Raw genomic sequence first — 14887 nt, 5'->3', positions numbered from 1 at the left:
TTCATTTTTCAACCCTTGTAAAAACAACAAAAAAACCACGACGTACAAACGTCGTGGTTTTTTTGCCTGGCAACGACCTACTCTCCCAGGGGTCATCCCCAAGTACCATCGGCGCTGGAGGGCTTAACTTCCGTGTTCGGGATGGGAACGGGTGGATCCCCTCCGCTATGGTCACCAGACATTTATTATAATAGCATGTCCTTATCCTCTTGGCAAGTCTTTTTTTAAAAAAAATAAAATAGAATTCCTTAAAGATATCTCTTAAGGAATTCCAGCTTTAGATTACTTCAAAAAGAAAGCAACAACCAAAGCAACAATAATAAACAAGGCTCCCAACACCACGGTTAACCGGTGCAACAGCGCATCCAAACCGCGTGCTTTTGCTTTTCCCATCAGGTGTTCAGCTCCACCTGCAATCGCACCGGACAACCCTGCACTTTTTCCAGGTTGCAGCAGGACAACGACAATCAACCCGATGCAAATGATTGCAAGGACCCATTTTGAAACAAGCGCCACGTTCACAACCTCCTTGCCGTCTCTCTAGATGACTTTATCATATTCGAATCGGCATTTCAATAATCCGGCGTCAACAGACAAAAGACCGTCGGACATTCAAACAAAAAAGGGCACAGGGAATTTTCCCCGTGCCCTTTATGAGATGTCGGTCATTCTTTTTCGATGGAGCGCAGGTTGTAAAATGCGGAACGCTTCGGATATTGAGCGATATGGCCCAATTGATCTTCAATGCGGATCAATTGATTGTATTTGGCCACACGATCCGTGCGGGAAGGAGCCCCGGTTTTGATTTGACCGGCGCCGGTTGCAACGGCGATGTCCGCAATGGTGGTGTCTTCAGTCTCCCCGGAGCGGTGGGAAATCACTGCGGTATATCCGGCACGTTTTGCCATTTCAATCGCATCAAAGGTTTCGGTGAGTGTGCCGATTTGGTTGACTTTGATCAGAATGGAGTTACCAACACCTTTTTCAATTCCGTCTTTGAGGCGGGTGGTGTTGGTGACAAACAAGTCGTCCCCGACAAGTTGCACTTTGTCACCCAAACGCTCGGTCATTTTTTTCCATCCATCCCAATCGTCTTCTGCCAAGCCATCCTCAATGGAGATGATCGGGTATTTTGAAATCAATTCTTCATAGAAATCGATCATTTCCTCGGAAGTGCGGCTGATGTTTTCCCCGGCAAAGTGATATTTGCCGTCACGATAGATTTCGCTGGAAGCCACATCGAGCGCCAGCATGATTTCTTCTCCCGGTTTGTATCCGGCACGTTCAATGGCGGTCACGATCGTGGACAAAGCTTCTTCGTTGGAACTCAAGTTCGGGGCGAATCCGCCTTCGTCGCCCACGCCGGTCGCATAGCCTTTTTCTTTCAATACTTTTTTCAGGTTATGGAAGATTTCGGCGCCGATCCGGACCGCTTCATGCATGCTTTCCGCACCGACGGGCATAATCATGAATTCTTGAATATCCACATTGTTATCGGCATGAGCGCCGCCGTTTAAAATATTCATCATCGGAACCGGCAGCACTTTTGCGTTAAATCCGCCCAAGTAAGTATATAACGGAACCCCCAAAGCCTCTGCGGCAGCGCGCGCAACTGCCATGGATACTCCCAAAATGGCATTGGCACCCAGGTTTCCTTTGTTTTCGGTGCCATCCATTTCGATCAGGGCACGGTCAATCGCCACTTGGTCCAGTGCATCCATTCCCGTGAGTTGGGGGGCAATCACGTCATTTACGTTTTGAACCGCTTTGAGCACACCTTTGCCCAAGAAACGCTCTTCATCCCCGTCACGCAATTCAACGGCTTCATAAGCACCGGTCGATGCACCGGACGGTACGATGGCGCGTCCCGTTGCACCGGATTCCAATACGACTTCCACTTCCACCGTCGGATTCCCGCGGGAGTCCAAAACCTCGCGGCCATAAACTTCAATGATGGTTGTCATTTGCTTGATCCCTCACTTTTATTTGGATTTGATCATCGATTTTCCTGTCATTTCTTCAGGTTGTTCAATGTTCAACAGATGGAGCAAGGTGGGAGATACATCCGCCAAAATCCCTTTTTCCCGCAAGGTCACTCCTTTTTTCGTCACGATAAAAGGAACCGGGAAGGTGGTATGGGCAGTGTGCGGACTTCCGTCTTCATTCACCACCATGTCTGCGTTTCCGTGATCGGCGATAATCACGGCCACTCCGCCTTTTTCAATTGTCAGGTCGACCACTTTCCCCAGGCATTCGTCAACGGCTTCCACCGCCCGGATCGTCGGTTCCAGTTTTCCGGAGTGGCCCACCATGTCCGGATTGGCGAAGTTCAAGATAATCACATCATGTTTTTCCGCCTCGATTTCCCGGCAAAGCGCATCGGCCACTTCATAGGCACTCATCTCGGGCTTGAGGTCGTAAGTCGCCACTTTCGGCGAATTGATCAAAATCCGTTCTTCACCCGGAAACTTCTCTTCCCGCCCGCCGCTGAAGAAAAAGGTGACATGCGGGTATTTTTCAGTTTCTGCAATCCGCAATTGTTTCAGTTGATGCCGGCTGACCACTTCCCCAAGCGTTTGGGCGAGATCAGTCGGTTTAAAGGCCACTTCGCCGTTTACCGCATCACTGTAATGTGTCAGGCAGACATAAGCCAGGTCTTGCGGATGCTCCGAACCGCGGTCAAACCCGTCAAAGTCCGGATCGGTAAAGGCGAGGGAAAGTTGAATCGCCCGGTCCGGACGGAAATTGTAAAAAATAACTGCATCATGATCGCGGATTTGGCTGACCGGTTCTCCGTTTTTATCCACGATGACCGTCGGGACCACAAATTCGTCATAGACAGACTCTTGGTAGGAGGCTTGTACCGCTTCCACCGGGTCGCCGTACCGGGGACCTTCTCCATAAACCATGGCACGATAGGATTTTTCCACCCGATCCCACCGTTTGTCACGGTCCATTGCATAATAACGTCCTTGAACCGTGGCAATCTTGCCGACACCGGCTTCATCCATTTTTTCCTGTAACTGCCGGATGTATTGGACGGCACTGTCCGGCGCCACGTCGCGCCCGTCCAAAAACGCATGCACATAAACTTCTTCCACTTTTTCTTTGGCAGCCAGATCCAAAAGCGCAAACAAATGGTTGATGTGGCTGTGCACCCCGCCGTCGGAAAGCAGTCCGAACAAATGGAGGCGGCTTTGGTTCTTTTTCACGTGTTCAATCGCTTGAAGGAACGCTTCGTTTTCAAAGAAGCTGCTGTCTTCAATTGCCTTGGTCACCCGGGTCAGATCCTGATACACAATCCGTCCGGCACCGATATTCAAATGCCCCACTTCGGAGTTTCCCATTTGTCCGTCAGGAAGACCGACGGCTTCCCCGCTTGCCTCGAGCGTTGCATGCGGATATTCGTTCCAATAGCGGTCAAAATTCGGTTTGTTGGCTTGCTTGACGGCATTTCCTTCCCGTGCCTCCCGAAGGGCAAAGCCATCCAAAATACACAACAACACTGGTTTGGGTCGGTTCATTGTTTCTCACCTTCACTTGCCTGACTTACCAACGAAGCAAACGAATCCGGCTTCAAGCTGGCTCCGCCCACCAACGCTCCGTCAATGTTTTTCTGCTTCATGAAGGAAGCCACGTTTTCCGGTTTCACACTGCCGCCGTATTGAATCCGCACCGCTTCGGCCACAGATGCATCATACAAGTCGGAAATGGTGCTCCGGATGAAAGAGCAAACTTCCTCCGCATCTTCAGCCGTGGAAGCTTTTCCGGTGCCGATGGCCCAAACCGGCTCATAGGCAATGATCGTTTTTTTCATTTCTTCGGCAGAAAGCCCTTCACAAGCAGATTTCACTTGTGCGGCAACGACTTCCATGGTTTTGCCGCTTTCTCTTTCTTCCAACACTTCCCCGACGCATACGATCGGGATCAAGCCGTGGGCGTGAGCCGCTTTGGTTTTCTTATTCACGTCTTCATCCGTTTCATTGTAATAAGCGCGCCGCTCCGAGTGCCCCAAAATCACGTACTGCACGCCTGCAGCTTTTAACATCGGCAAACTCACTTCACCGGTATATGCGCCTTGTTCTTCATAATGGGCGTTTTGCGCACCGATTCCGATCCCGCTGTTTTTGGTCTCTTCCACCAATGCAGGCAATGCCAGGAATGGTGCGCACAAAACCGTCTCCACATCTTGAGGGAGCTCAGTCTCCTTCAGCTCTTTGACAAAAAGCAATGCTTCGTCAATGGTTTTGTGCATTTTCCAGTTTCCTGCAATCACTGGCTTCCGCATCGAAGCAACCTCCTGTTATTGATCTTGTAGCACCGCCACTCCCGGTAATTCTTTTCCTTCCAAAAACTCCAAGGATGCGCCACCGCCGGTGGAAATATGATCAACCCGATCGGCCAATCCGGATTTTTTGATGGCTGCTGCCGAATCCCCGCCACCGATAATGGTCATGGCTTCGCTGTCAGCGACGGCTTCAGCCACGGCATTGGTTCCTTTGGCAAATTGATCAAATTCAAAAACACCCATGGGGCCATTCCAGATCACCAGCTTGGACTCTTTCACAATCGCCTTGTACCGTTCTCTTGTTTTGGGGCCGATATCGACCGCTTCCATGTCTTCGGGAATCTGATCAATATCCACTGTTTTCACCGTGGAAGGATTGGGGCCGAATTCATCGACAACCACCACATCCACCGGCAGTTCAAACCGGACACCTTTTTCTTCCGCTTTTTGCATGAATGATTTGGCCAATTCCACTTTATCCGGATCGAACAACGATTTTCCGATTTCATATCCTTTGGCATGGACAAATGTATAAGCCAATCCTCCGCCGATGATCAAATGGTCCACTTTATCCAGCAAATTTTCAATGACGCCGATCTTGTCTTTCACTTTGGCTCCACCGATAATCGCCGTGAACGGACGTTTCGGATTGTTGAGCGCACTGCTTAACGTTTCAATTTCTTTTTGCAACAAAAGCCCGGCAACGGCCGGCAGATATTCAGCCACTCCGGCTGTGGACGCATGGGCGCGGTGAGCGGCGCCGAAGGCATCATTGACATATAAATCAGCGAGACGGGAGAAGGCTTTGGAAAGCTCCGGGTCATTTTTTTCTTCACCGGGATGGAAACGGACGTTTTCCAAAAGCAACACTTCTCCGTTCTTTAACGTTGACACTTTTTCTTCCACTTCCGGACCTGCCACTTCATCAACTTTGATCACCGGTTGCTTTAAGTATTCCGAAAGCCTTTCGGCCACCGGATTCAAACGCAACTCCTCCACCACTTTCCCTTTCGGCCGTCCCAGATGGCTGGCGAGCACGACTTTGGCGCCTTGTTCCACCAAATGGCGGATGGTGGGAAGGGCCGCACGGATCCGGGTGTCATCAGTAATTTTCCCGTTTTGCAACGGAACGTTGAAATCCACGCGGCAAAACACGCGGATTCCGCGTACATCCACATCTTTGACTGATTTCTTGTTCAAGGGGACTCCCTCCTTAATGCATGAGAAAGAGGAGAATGGTTCTCCTCTTTTCAGGTTCAATTCCGAAATCAGTATAGCATATTTTCAATTAGTATAACTTATTGATCTTTCAACTTTACAGACCTTTGCTGGCAATGTAGCTGGCCAGATCCACCACGCGGTTGGAGTAACCCCATTCATTGTCATACCAGGAAACGACTTTCACCATGTTTCCTTCCAATACCATCGTGGACAGTGCATCAATGGTGGAAGAATGAGGATCACCGTTGTAGTCGACAGACACCAGCGGTTCTTCGGAATAGTTGAGGATGCCTTTCAACTCTCCTTCTGCCGCTTTGCGCAACGCTTCATTCACTTGTTCAGCGGTGACTTCCTGATCCAATTCGGCAACCAAGTCCACAACAGATACGTTTTTGGTCGGAACCCGCATGGCAAAACCGTTCAATTTCCCTTTCAATTCAGGCAGTACCAAGGAAACGGCTTTGGCAGCCCCCGTGGTGGTCGGAATGATTGATTGACCCGCTGCACGTGCACGGCGCAAGTCTTTGTGAGGCAGGTCCAAAATTTGTTGGTCGTTGGTGTAAGCATGGACGGTGGTCATCAAACCGCGGCGGATGCCGAAGTTCTCATGCAAGACTTTGGCAAAAGGTGCAAGACAGTTGGTGGTGCAGGATGCATTGGAAATCACGTGATGGGAAGCAGGGTCGTATTTTTCATGGTTAACCCCCATCACAATCGTGATGTCTTCCCCTTTGGCCGGAGCGGAAATAATCACTTTTTTGGCTCCGCCGATCAGGTGTTTGGCGGCGTCATCCCGGTTGGTGAAGCGCCCGGTGGATTCAACAACAATTTCCACACCATAGTCTGCCCATTTGATTTGGGCCGGATCGCGTTCAGCCAACACTTTGATTTCCCGGCCGTTGACGCTGAAGCCGTTTTCGGTGGCTTCCACTTCGCCGTCGAATTTTCCATGAACCGAATCATATTTCAGAAGATGGGCCAGTGTTTTGGAGTCTGTCAAATCATTGACAGCCACCACTTCCAATTCCGGATGGTTCATCATTGCCCGGAAAACGTTGCGTCCGATACGGCCAAATCCGTTAATTCCCACTTTGATCATGGTAAAATTCCTCCTTGTTATCTATGCAAAGTATCACTGAGGACGGAACCGTCCAAGCGGTCTCATTCCAGCGACAAAATCGCTTTGGCGGCTCCCTCGTCAGTAATCAAAATATCTCTGGAAACCTTGGTGCTGATGGCCCGGATGGCTTCCGCCTTACTCGAGCCGCCCGCCACCGCAATGATATTTTTGGCATTGGCCAAATCATCCAACTTCAAACCCAAGGATTGCACACGGTAAACAATCTCCCCGTTGCGGTTGAAGTAATATCCGAAAGATTCCCCAACCGCCTGTTCACGCTGCAACTTGTCCAAGACGGCTTGGCTTGATTTTCTCCGCACTGCCATAGTCATAGCATTGCCAATCCCGTGAATGACAATGTGCGCTCTTTTAAGGGATTCCAGCACTTCCTGAATATGCGGTTCGCGAAGCAACGTTTGGTAAGCCTGGTCGCTGACTTGGTCCGGCACATGCATCATGCGGTAATGGCCTTTGGTTTTTTTGGCCATGAGCGAAGCAATGTAGTTTGCTTCCAATTCCACCGCTTCCCCGACCCCTCCCCGGGCCGGAACAAACATGGTGGATTTGAAAGCGGAAGACGGCATCATCATTTCCGCGACAGCCAACATGGTGCTCCCTCCGGAGACGGCAATCACCTGATCCGGTTCTGCAATTTTCCGGAGGAATCGCGCACAAGCCCTTCCCATTTCTTTTTTCACCCAATCCGATTGATCCGAGTCGCCGGGAACAATGATGACTTTTTTCAAGTTGAGGCAGGACTCCAAATCACGCTCCAATTGATTGAGTCCAAACAGCTCTTTCATCATCGGTTCCATCTCGGACAACAAATCGGCTCCGCTTTGGGTCAGCCTCATGCCGCTGGAGTCAACAGCCACCAAATCCTGTGTCCTTAAAAAATCGACTTCGGCACGAAGCACGCGTTCGGTGAAATCCAACACGCCGGAAAGGCTCCGCCGTCCCACGGGTTGCATCAATTGAATATGCCGCAGTATCTCATACCGCTTATGCATAACCCTCAGCAAGTCAGGCAATAATTGTTTCTGCAAATTGAGTAGATTTTTCATCAAACCCCCACCATTGGGACGCGATATGTCCCGTGTAGAAAAAATCGTCCCAATCACTCCAAAAAAAATCCCCGATGCTGGGATCAGTTTTATTTTATCCTAAGAGGGCAGTCTTTGACAAGTTTCCTCCGGCCTGATTTTATTGAACATTCACAGAAAACGCTTTCGTTTTGCAGATGATGCGATTCCCATTTCATCCCGGTATTTGGCCACGGTGCGCCGGGAGATCGAAACCCCCTCTGCCTTCAACAGATCCGCAATCTTCTGATCGGATAACGGCTTGGCTTTATCCTCGTTTTCAATCATTTGCCGGATTTTTTTCTGCACCGCACTTTGCGCCATGTCCACTCCGGTATCGGTCTGTAAGCCGGAAGGAAAGAAAAAACGGAACGGAAACAAACCGTTTGGCGTCTGCATGTATTTATGCTGGGTCGCCCGGCTGACCGTCGATTCATGGAGATCGACTTCTTCGGCAATTTGCTTCAATGTAAGCGGCTTCAAATGATCAACCCCGAGCTCAAAAAAGTCACGCTGCCGCTTCACAATGGCTTGGGCAACACGGTAGATGGTGTCTCTGCGCTGCTCAATCCCCTTCATCAGCCACAAAGCGGACTGCACCCAGTTTTTCAGATACCGGCTAACCTCTTCGCCCAACTCATCTTTTTGCCGCAACAATTGCTGATAATACCGGTTCACGGTCAGATTCGGCATATCCCCTTCATTCAGGAGAATCACGTATTCATCCTCCATTTTCTCGACATACACATCCGGTGACACATAACGGGGAGGAGATGAATGAAATTGAAGACCGGGTTTGGGATTGCACGATTTAATCTCTTCCACCGCACGATACACTTCACTCAGATCCACTTGCAAGGCATCGGCGATCTTGCGCCATTTGGCATCCGCCACATCCCGCAAATGCTCCCGGGCAATGCGGATGGCTGTTTCATTGACACTCTCCCGCCGGCACAACTGCAGCTCCACACATTCTCCCAGCGAGCGGGCACCCACACCAGCCGGCTCCATCGATTGAATCACCTTCAAACACTTTGCAAACATCCCGCCATCGATATGCAAGCGCTTACATGCTTCACCGGAACCCAAATCCAAATATCCCTTTTCATCCAGATTGTGAATCAAATACAAACAAACCTTCCGTTCTTTTAAAGTCAGGGAATACTCGCAAAGTTGCGCTTCCAATTCATCGGCCAGCGTTTGATGTCCCGTGACAAAAGACTCAAACGACGGTTCGTCCGGTTCTTTCCGGTAGCCGATCCTGCTTTGCCGGGGCAAGTCACGCATATACTCCATCCACCGGTCCAAATCCGGCTCTTTTTTCTCTGCTTCGGAAACATTCAAAACCGGGTTTTCCATCATTTGGTCCTCTATATATTTTCGCAAATCGGTTGCGGAGAATTGCAAAATCTGAATCGCTTGGCGCAGTTCCGGGGTCATCACCATCTTCATCCGCTGTTCCTGAATCAAGCCAAAACCCACTTGCAGAGCCATTCTCTCATCCACCTCCGCCTTCATCATATATGCAGCTCAATAATTTCTTCAATAAACAATTTCAATTATATTTTATCATAATATACCATTCATCATTTTACGCTTTTTTTACCACTCTCTTCCTTGAAAAAAGGGCAAAAAAACAAAAAAAGGTGCTTTTTGCATAAAAAGCACCTTTTTCTTCTGATGGTGCGCCTACCAGGATTCGAACCTGGGCACCTGGTTCCGGAGACCAGTGCTCTATCCCCTGAGCTATAGGCGCACGTTTTTCGAGTTGACGAAAGAAATTATATCACGGAAAAAATAATCATGCAAGATGTTTTTGGGAAAATTATTTCCAATTTCCGCAGGATGCTCTACACTAAACCCAGAATACATTTCAAAAAAGAAAAGGGGAGCCGAAACATGAACCATTTTCCAACATGGCCAGATTTCAAAGACATGGAGCTGGCATTTTTTCCGATCGGATCCACCGAGCAGCACGGATACCATTTGCCCACCAATACGGACAGCCTCATTGCGACCGCCATCGCCCAAAAGCTGGCAATGAAACATCAGGCATTTGTCGTTCCCACTCTGCCTTACTCTTGCTCCTTTGAGCATGCGGGCTTTCCCGGCAGCATCTCCCTCCGCATCGAGACGCTGTTCTCCATTGTCAAAGATGTGCTTTCTTCTCTGGAACAATCCGGGGTCAAGCGTTGCGTCATCATCAACGGCCACGGAGGAAACAAACTGCTTTCCAACTTCGCCCAGGAGCTCAATCAAAGCAAAAGCAGACTTTTGATCGCCCCGAGCCGGAAACACTGGGAACAAGCTTACCAAAAAGCGGGATTGTCATCCACCCCCTCTCAGGATATGCATGCCGGAGAAGGGGAAACTTCCATCTTGCTCCATTTGTTGCAGGAACAAGCGGTGCAATTGGAAAAAGCGGAAGATGTGGAAGTTTCCGACCGTCCCTTGTTGGAAGTTTTGGGAATGCAGGCATATACCAAAACGGGAACCATCGGTTATCCCACCCGTGCTTCCAAAGAAAAAGGGGAAAAGTTATTCAATGAATTGGTCCGGCAGATTGACCAAACCGTGACGGAATTTCTGCAAATATGAAAGCGATAAAAAACTTTTGAAAAAAAATTTTTTCTCTGCAACTCTTTTTCTGTTCCTTGCGTCTGTTAAGTAAATGGTCCTCCTAACCAGACTATTTTGTTCCCAAAGCTTTTTCGTCACGTTAGAAAAGGCCTTCTCTGTTTCTAAATTCTGTTTATGGACGAAGTCCCAGCTTCGTCCTCCCCCTTCTTTTTCTTATGGGATTCCCCTTATGACATAAATCCCTTTTATTTCAGGGCCCTTGAAGGCCCTGTTTTTTTATTCGTCAAAATTGATTTGACCTTTTTTGACCTTTGGGGTATCATAAAAGTAAAGCAACATCCATGTGGACAGATGAACCTTACCGAATGAAAACCATCCTTGATCCTTGAAAGGAGGGAAGGGTGCCGGACGATCCGTGCATCCCTGATAGATGAATCTAATCCCAATGGTTGTGGAACAAACCAATCGCGGTGAACGTTCCTATGATATTTATTCCCGCCTTTTGAAAGACCGGATTATTTTGCTGGGAAGCCCGGTGACCGACGAAGTCGCCAACTTAATCGTGGCCCAGCTTCTCTTTTTGGAAGCCGAAGACCCGGAAAAGGACATCCATCTGTACATCAACTCGCCAGGCGGCTCCATCACCGCGGGAATGGCCATTTATGATGCCATGCAATACGTCAAACCGGATGTCTCCACCATCTGCGTGGGATTGGCCGCATCCATGGGCGCATTCCTGCTGGCCGCCGGAAAAAAAGGAAAACGGTTTGCCCTTCCCAACAGCGAGGTCATGATCCATCAGCCACTGGGCGGGGCGCAAGGCCAGGCTTCCGACATAGAAATCCGGGCGAAACGAATTTTGCGGACCAGAGACCGCTTGAACAAGCTGCTCTCCGAATTCACCGGGCAACCGTTGGAAAAAATTGAACGGGACACCGACCGCGATTACTTTATGAGTGCGGAAGAAGCACTGAAATACGGTTTGATCGACCAAGTCATGAAACACAAATAAGCTTCGATGCCAAAAGACCTTGGGTGACCTCCCAAGGTCTTTTTATGCTTTCTACGGATTAATAAGGCGTCTCCATCCACTTTTCAGGAGGGACAATTTTCACATGAAACGGATTTGACGGGGTGGCCTCGTTCACTTTTTCATAAACCCGGTTGGCCAAATTCCGGTACTTTGAAGATGGAATGTGTTTTTCCGGCAAAATGTACATGATGATCTTTTGTTGTTTATACTCCACGCGGACATCTTCCACGCCTTCCACATCTCTGGCCACCTGCTTCATCTTGCTTTCCGGAAAACCCATATTGGTGAAAGAGTGGCTGTCTTTGTCCAGCCCTTCCCGTTCTGCGGGCTTTTCAAACCTTTGGCAGGCAAACAACATGACGGATAAAAGACAAAGAAAAAGGCAAAAAAACCGCTTCACAAAGAACACCTCCCTTTCTAGTTTGATGAAGGAAAGCGTTCTTTATGCGCAAAAAAGCCGAAGCAACGGCTTCGACCTGTTATTCATAATCCTCTGCTTTCAATCTTTGTTCCGTCAATACCAGGCTTCCCATCAGGATAAAATGGAACAGCGCGGCCATGCCCGGAAGTTTCAGTGCATAGGCCAATCCGCCTCCGATCACGGTCAATGCGATCCCTGATATCAAAACGGGCCAGCGCAACTTTTTCCACACCAAATAGCCGGAAATAACAAGCGGGATCATCACAAGCATCAACACAACCGGAAATTGGATCTGTTGCGGCACATATTGCACCACTCCGCTCACTTTTTTCGGGACGATTTCCACCCACAAAAAATTGGTGAAGATTCCGAGCACCGTCAAGAAAAAAGTATAAAGGTGATACACCACATGGGTCACAAAGTATTCCGACCATTCAATACGGATGCGCCGCATAATATCAAGGGATACATACACCAGCGTCGGAATCAGCAAAACATGGAGCAAATAACGGACAATGCTCAGCATCTCAAATAATTCGGATTGCCCCACCCAGATCCCGAGCGACAAAACCAAATTGTCATAAACGAATGCCAAAATGATGAATAAAATCCATGAAGTCCCCCAAAAAAAAGATTCCCGAAAGGAACGGAAACTCCAGATAAACAAAGCCAGATATCCAATTGTCAAAACCGGATAAAGGAAAGCATCCATAATTTCCTCCAATCATATGTATCCATCCAAGGGTTTCTTTGTCGGTTATCCAAACGTTCCCCCCAGATTTAATTCCATCATAGTCAAAATTTAACAATTCATACCCGGGAAATGTGACATGCTTTCAACGATTCCGTGTCGTTTTTGACATTCTTTTCCACTTCATGAAAGCGGGCTTGTTCTCTTCCGAAAACGCCCGCTTCCTTTTTTACTCCGGTCTGCTGACCAATTCCACCAGTTTTTCCACCGCTTCTTCCTCATCGGAACCTTCCGCGGTGATGGTGATTTCCGTACCGCGGGAGACCGCCAGGCTCATAATTCCCATGATGCTTTTGGCATTCACTTTTTTATTCCCTTTGACCACAAAAATATCCGAAGCAAACTTGTTCGCTTCTTGCACAAACAAAGCCGCCGGTCGGGCATGAAGTCCGGTTTCCAACTGAACGGTTACTTTTTTTTCTACCATCACAATCCTCCTTACTTCACAATTTCTTCGCAATTTCCTCCAATTTGCGGAGACGGTGGTTAATAGCCGACTTGCTGATCTTTCCTTCCGGCAACAACTGGCCCAATTCCGCCAGGTTGGCTTCCGGATATTTCAAACGGGCTTCAGCGACTTCCCGCAATTTTTTCGGCAATTGTTCCAAACCGATTTCCCGGTCAATCCGTTTGATGTTTTCGATTTGGCGCATGGCAGCCTGAATCGTTTTGTTCAAATTCGCCGTTTCACAATTGACCAGCCGATTCACCGAATTTCTCATATCTTTCATGATGCGTGCGTTCTCAAATTCGAGCAAAGAAGGATGCGCGCCGATGATATTTAAAAACTCCCCGATTTTGTCCCCTTCTTTAATATAAACCACAAAGCCTTTTTTGCGCTCAATCACTTTGGCATGCAAATGAAACTGATTCATCACTTCGCAAAGTGATTGACTATGGTCTTGGTAAGTCGATACAATTTCCAAATGATAAGAAGCGCTGTCCGGGTTGTTGACCGAACCGGCGGCCAAAAACGCTCCCCTTAAATAAGCTCTTTTGCAGCAAGGACGGCCAATGAGGTCAGGGGAGATTCCTTCGACCCTTTCCCATGAATTTTTTTTCATGATGTGCAGTTCTTCCAAAATCCGGCTCGTGTCCGAAGTCAAGCGTATCAAATAAACATTGTTTTTCTTCAAGCGGACTTTTTTGCGCACCAACACCTCGGGATGAATCTGATACAAATTTTTGACCAAAGAAAAAATGTATCGCGCGGTCGACGGGTTTTCAGTCACAATATCGATCATGGGCTTCTTGTGCATAATGTGAACCGTGCCGTTCATCCGGACCAATGCCGACAGTTCAGCCGTCTTGCAACAAGTCTCCGACTGAAGCTGGGTCAATTCTTTTTTGATCATCGCAGTAAATGACATAGAACATCCCTTCTTTTAACCACTTTGCCGCTTTTTCATGCGCTCATGTATCAAGCGGAAAATGTGTCCGCTGATCCGTTCGGCGTCATGGCGCAATACAGACTGATACAACAGCAAGTTATCGGCAACGACATGGCAACCGAGACGGTGAATCTCTTTCATGTCCGGCAAAACCATCTTTTGGCCCCGTTCGGCATATTGCTGTTGGATGGCAAGCGGTGGGACCTCATTATTGATGATGGCCACATCAAACAAGCGTTCACCAACGTGATCATAAATGGCTTGAATGTGGTCACTGGCAGAAAACCCGTCGGTCTCCCCGGGTTGCGTCATGACATTGCAAACATAAATCTTGCAGGCATCGGACTTGCGAATCATCCGGCTCATGTCTTTGACCAACAGGTTGGGAAGAATGCTGGTGTACAAACTCCCCGGCCCGACCACGATGCCATCCGCCGCCTCGATGGCTTCCAACGCCTCGGGAAGGGGATGCGGATCCGGCGGGTTTAAAAAAACACGGCGAATCGGCTTTCCGGTTTGCGGAATTTGTGACTCTCCCTCGACAATGCTTCCGTCCTTCATTTCCGCCATCAACACAACATCCTGCTCACTGGCAGGGAGAACCCGTCCGCGCACCGCAAGAACACGGCTCATTTCTTTGACCGCTTGCGTGAAATCCCCTGTGATTTCTTTCATCGCGGCGATCATTAAATTCCCCAATGTGTGCCCTGCCAAACCATCCCCGTTTTTGAACCGGTATTGCAAAACACTTTCCAAAAGAGGTTCCGTATCTGCAAGCGCAATCAAAACATTTCGGATATCGCCGGGGGGAGGCATCCGTAAATCATTGCGCAGCCGCCCCGAGCTGCCTCCGTCGTCTGCTACGGTCACAATGGCCGTGATCTCAATGGGCAACTTTTTCAAACCACGTAAAATAACGGACAATCCTGTACCGCCACCAATGCAAACCACACGCGGACGCCTAAATACATTCGAATTCAGGTTCTTCTTTGCCGACAAT

The 14887-nt window shown here is 48.8% G+C and carries 15 protein-coding genes, 1 tRNA gene and 1 rRNA gene; 2 read left to right on the top strand and 15 right to left on the bottom strand.

Annotated elements, in window-relative coordinates:
- Positions 1-64: 64 nt before the first annotated feature.
- The 10 genes from rrf to ATH33_RS08745 form a co-directional block, all read right to left on the bottom strand.
- Positions 65-179 (bottom strand): 5S ribosomal RNA (rrf, locus tag ATH33_RS08790).
- Between the two features lie 103 nt (positions 180-282).
- Entirely contained in the window at positions 283-516 is a 234-nt protein-coding gene (gene secG / locus ATH33_RS08785) for a preprotein translocase subunit SecG (RefSeq protein WP_037996129.1), read from the bottom strand.
- A gap of 149 nt (positions 517-665) precedes the next feature.
- Positions 666-1964 (bottom strand): phosphopyruvate hydratase, encoded by a 1299-nt coding sequence (gene eno / locus ATH33_RS08780; RefSeq protein ID WP_037996125.1) that lies wholly within the window; start codon positions 1962-1964, stop codon positions 666-668.
- An 18-nt stretch (positions 1965-1982) separates the two neighbouring features.
- Positions 1983-3524 (bottom strand): 2,3-bisphosphoglycerate-independent phosphoglycerate mutase, encoded by a 1542-nt coding sequence (gene gpmI, locus ATH33_RS08775; protein WP_037996123.1) that lies wholly within the window; start codon positions 3522-3524, stop codon positions 1983-1985.
- Positions 3521-4288 (bottom strand): triose-phosphate isomerase, encoded by a 768-nt coding sequence (gene tpiA, locus ATH33_RS08770; protein WP_037996120.1) that lies wholly within the window; start codon positions 4286-4288, stop codon positions 3521-3523. The genes gpmI and tpiA overlap by 4 nt, the downstream gene beginning before the upstream one ends.
- A gap of 15 nt (positions 4289-4303) precedes the next feature.
- A complete protein-coding gene (locus tag ATH33_RS08765; RefSeq protein ID WP_049720656.1) occupies positions 4304-5488 on the bottom strand; it encodes a phosphoglycerate kinase in 1185 nt (394 codons plus the stop codon).
- A 115-nt stretch (positions 5489-5603) separates the two neighbouring features.
- The gene (gene gap / locus ATH33_RS08760; protein ID WP_037996116.1) at positions 5604-6608 is read right to left on the bottom strand and encodes a type I glyceraldehyde-3-phosphate dehydrogenase; all 1005 of its coding nucleotides are present in this window, start codon (positions 6606-6608) and stop codon (positions 5604-5606) included.
- A 62-nt stretch (positions 6609-6670) separates the two neighbouring features.
- Positions 6671-7693 (bottom strand): sugar-binding transcriptional regulator, encoded by a 1023-nt coding sequence (locus ATH33_RS08755; protein WP_037996115.1) that lies wholly within the window; start codon positions 7691-7693, stop codon positions 6671-6673.
- Positions 7694-7843: 150 nt separating this feature from the next.
- The gene (rpoN, locus tag ATH33_RS08750) at positions 7844-9205 is read right to left on the bottom strand and encodes an RNA polymerase factor sigma-54 (RefSeq protein WP_049720657.1); all 1362 of its coding nucleotides are present in this window, start codon (positions 9203-9205) and stop codon (positions 7844-7846) included.
- Positions 9206-9392: 187 nt separating this feature from the next.
- Positions 9393-9467, bottom strand: a tRNA-Arg gene (locus ATH33_RS08745).
- Between the two features lie 143 nt (positions 9468-9610).
- On the opposite strand from ATH33_RS08745, the gene ATH33_RS08740 reads away from it, so the two are divergent.
- Positions 9611-10309, top strand: a complete 699-nt coding sequence (locus tag ATH33_RS08740; RefSeq protein ID WP_049720658.1) for a creatininase family protein — start codon at positions 9611-9613, stop codon at positions 10307-10309.
- A 412-nt stretch (positions 10310-10721) separates the two neighbouring features.
- Entirely contained in the window at positions 10722-11303 is a 582-nt protein-coding gene (gene clpP, locus ATH33_RS08735) for an ATP-dependent Clp endopeptidase proteolytic subunit ClpP (RefSeq protein WP_037997422.1), read from the top strand.
- Between the two features lie 58 nt (positions 11304-11361).
- On the opposite strand, the gene ATH33_RS08730 is transcribed toward clpP, so the two are convergent.
- From ATH33_RS08730 to ATH33_RS08710, 5 genes are all read right to left on the bottom strand, one after another.
- Entirely contained in the window at positions 11362-11724 is a 363-nt protein-coding gene (locus ATH33_RS08730; protein WP_121874292.1) for a hypothetical protein, read from the bottom strand.
- A gap of 79 nt (positions 11725-11803) precedes the next feature.
- On the bottom strand, positions 11804-12457 hold the full coding sequence (locus ATH33_RS08725; RefSeq protein WP_049720659.1) for a hypothetical protein: 654 nt from the start codon (positions 12455-12457) through the stop codon (positions 11804-11806).
- A 208-nt stretch (positions 12458-12665) separates the two neighbouring features.
- Positions 12666-12923, bottom strand: a complete 258-nt coding sequence (locus ATH33_RS08720; RefSeq protein ID WP_037997428.1) for an HPr family phosphocarrier protein — start codon at positions 12921-12923, stop codon at positions 12666-12668.
- 16 nt (positions 12924-12939) lie between these two features.
- Positions 12940-13866, bottom strand: coding sequence for a DNA-binding protein WhiA (gene whiA, locus ATH33_RS08715; protein WP_121874291.1), 927 nt, complete (start codon positions 13864-13866; stop codon positions 12940-12942).
- A 15-nt stretch (positions 13867-13881) separates the two neighbouring features.
- Positions 13882-14886 (bottom strand): gluconeogenesis factor YvcK family protein, encoded by a 1005-nt coding sequence (locus ATH33_RS08710; protein ID WP_231564640.1) that lies wholly within the window; start codon positions 14884-14886, stop codon positions 13882-13884.
- Position 14887: the final 1 nt, after the last annotated feature.

The organism is Thermoactinomyces vulgaris (assembly GCF_003688725.1).
Classification (GTDB): domain Bacteria; phylum Bacillota; class Bacilli; order Thermoactinomycetales; family Thermoactinomycetaceae; genus Thermoactinomyces; species Thermoactinomyces vulgaris.
The sequence above is the reverse complement of the archived record's forward strand: the minus strand, read 5'-3'. Positions and strand labels throughout refer to the sequence as shown.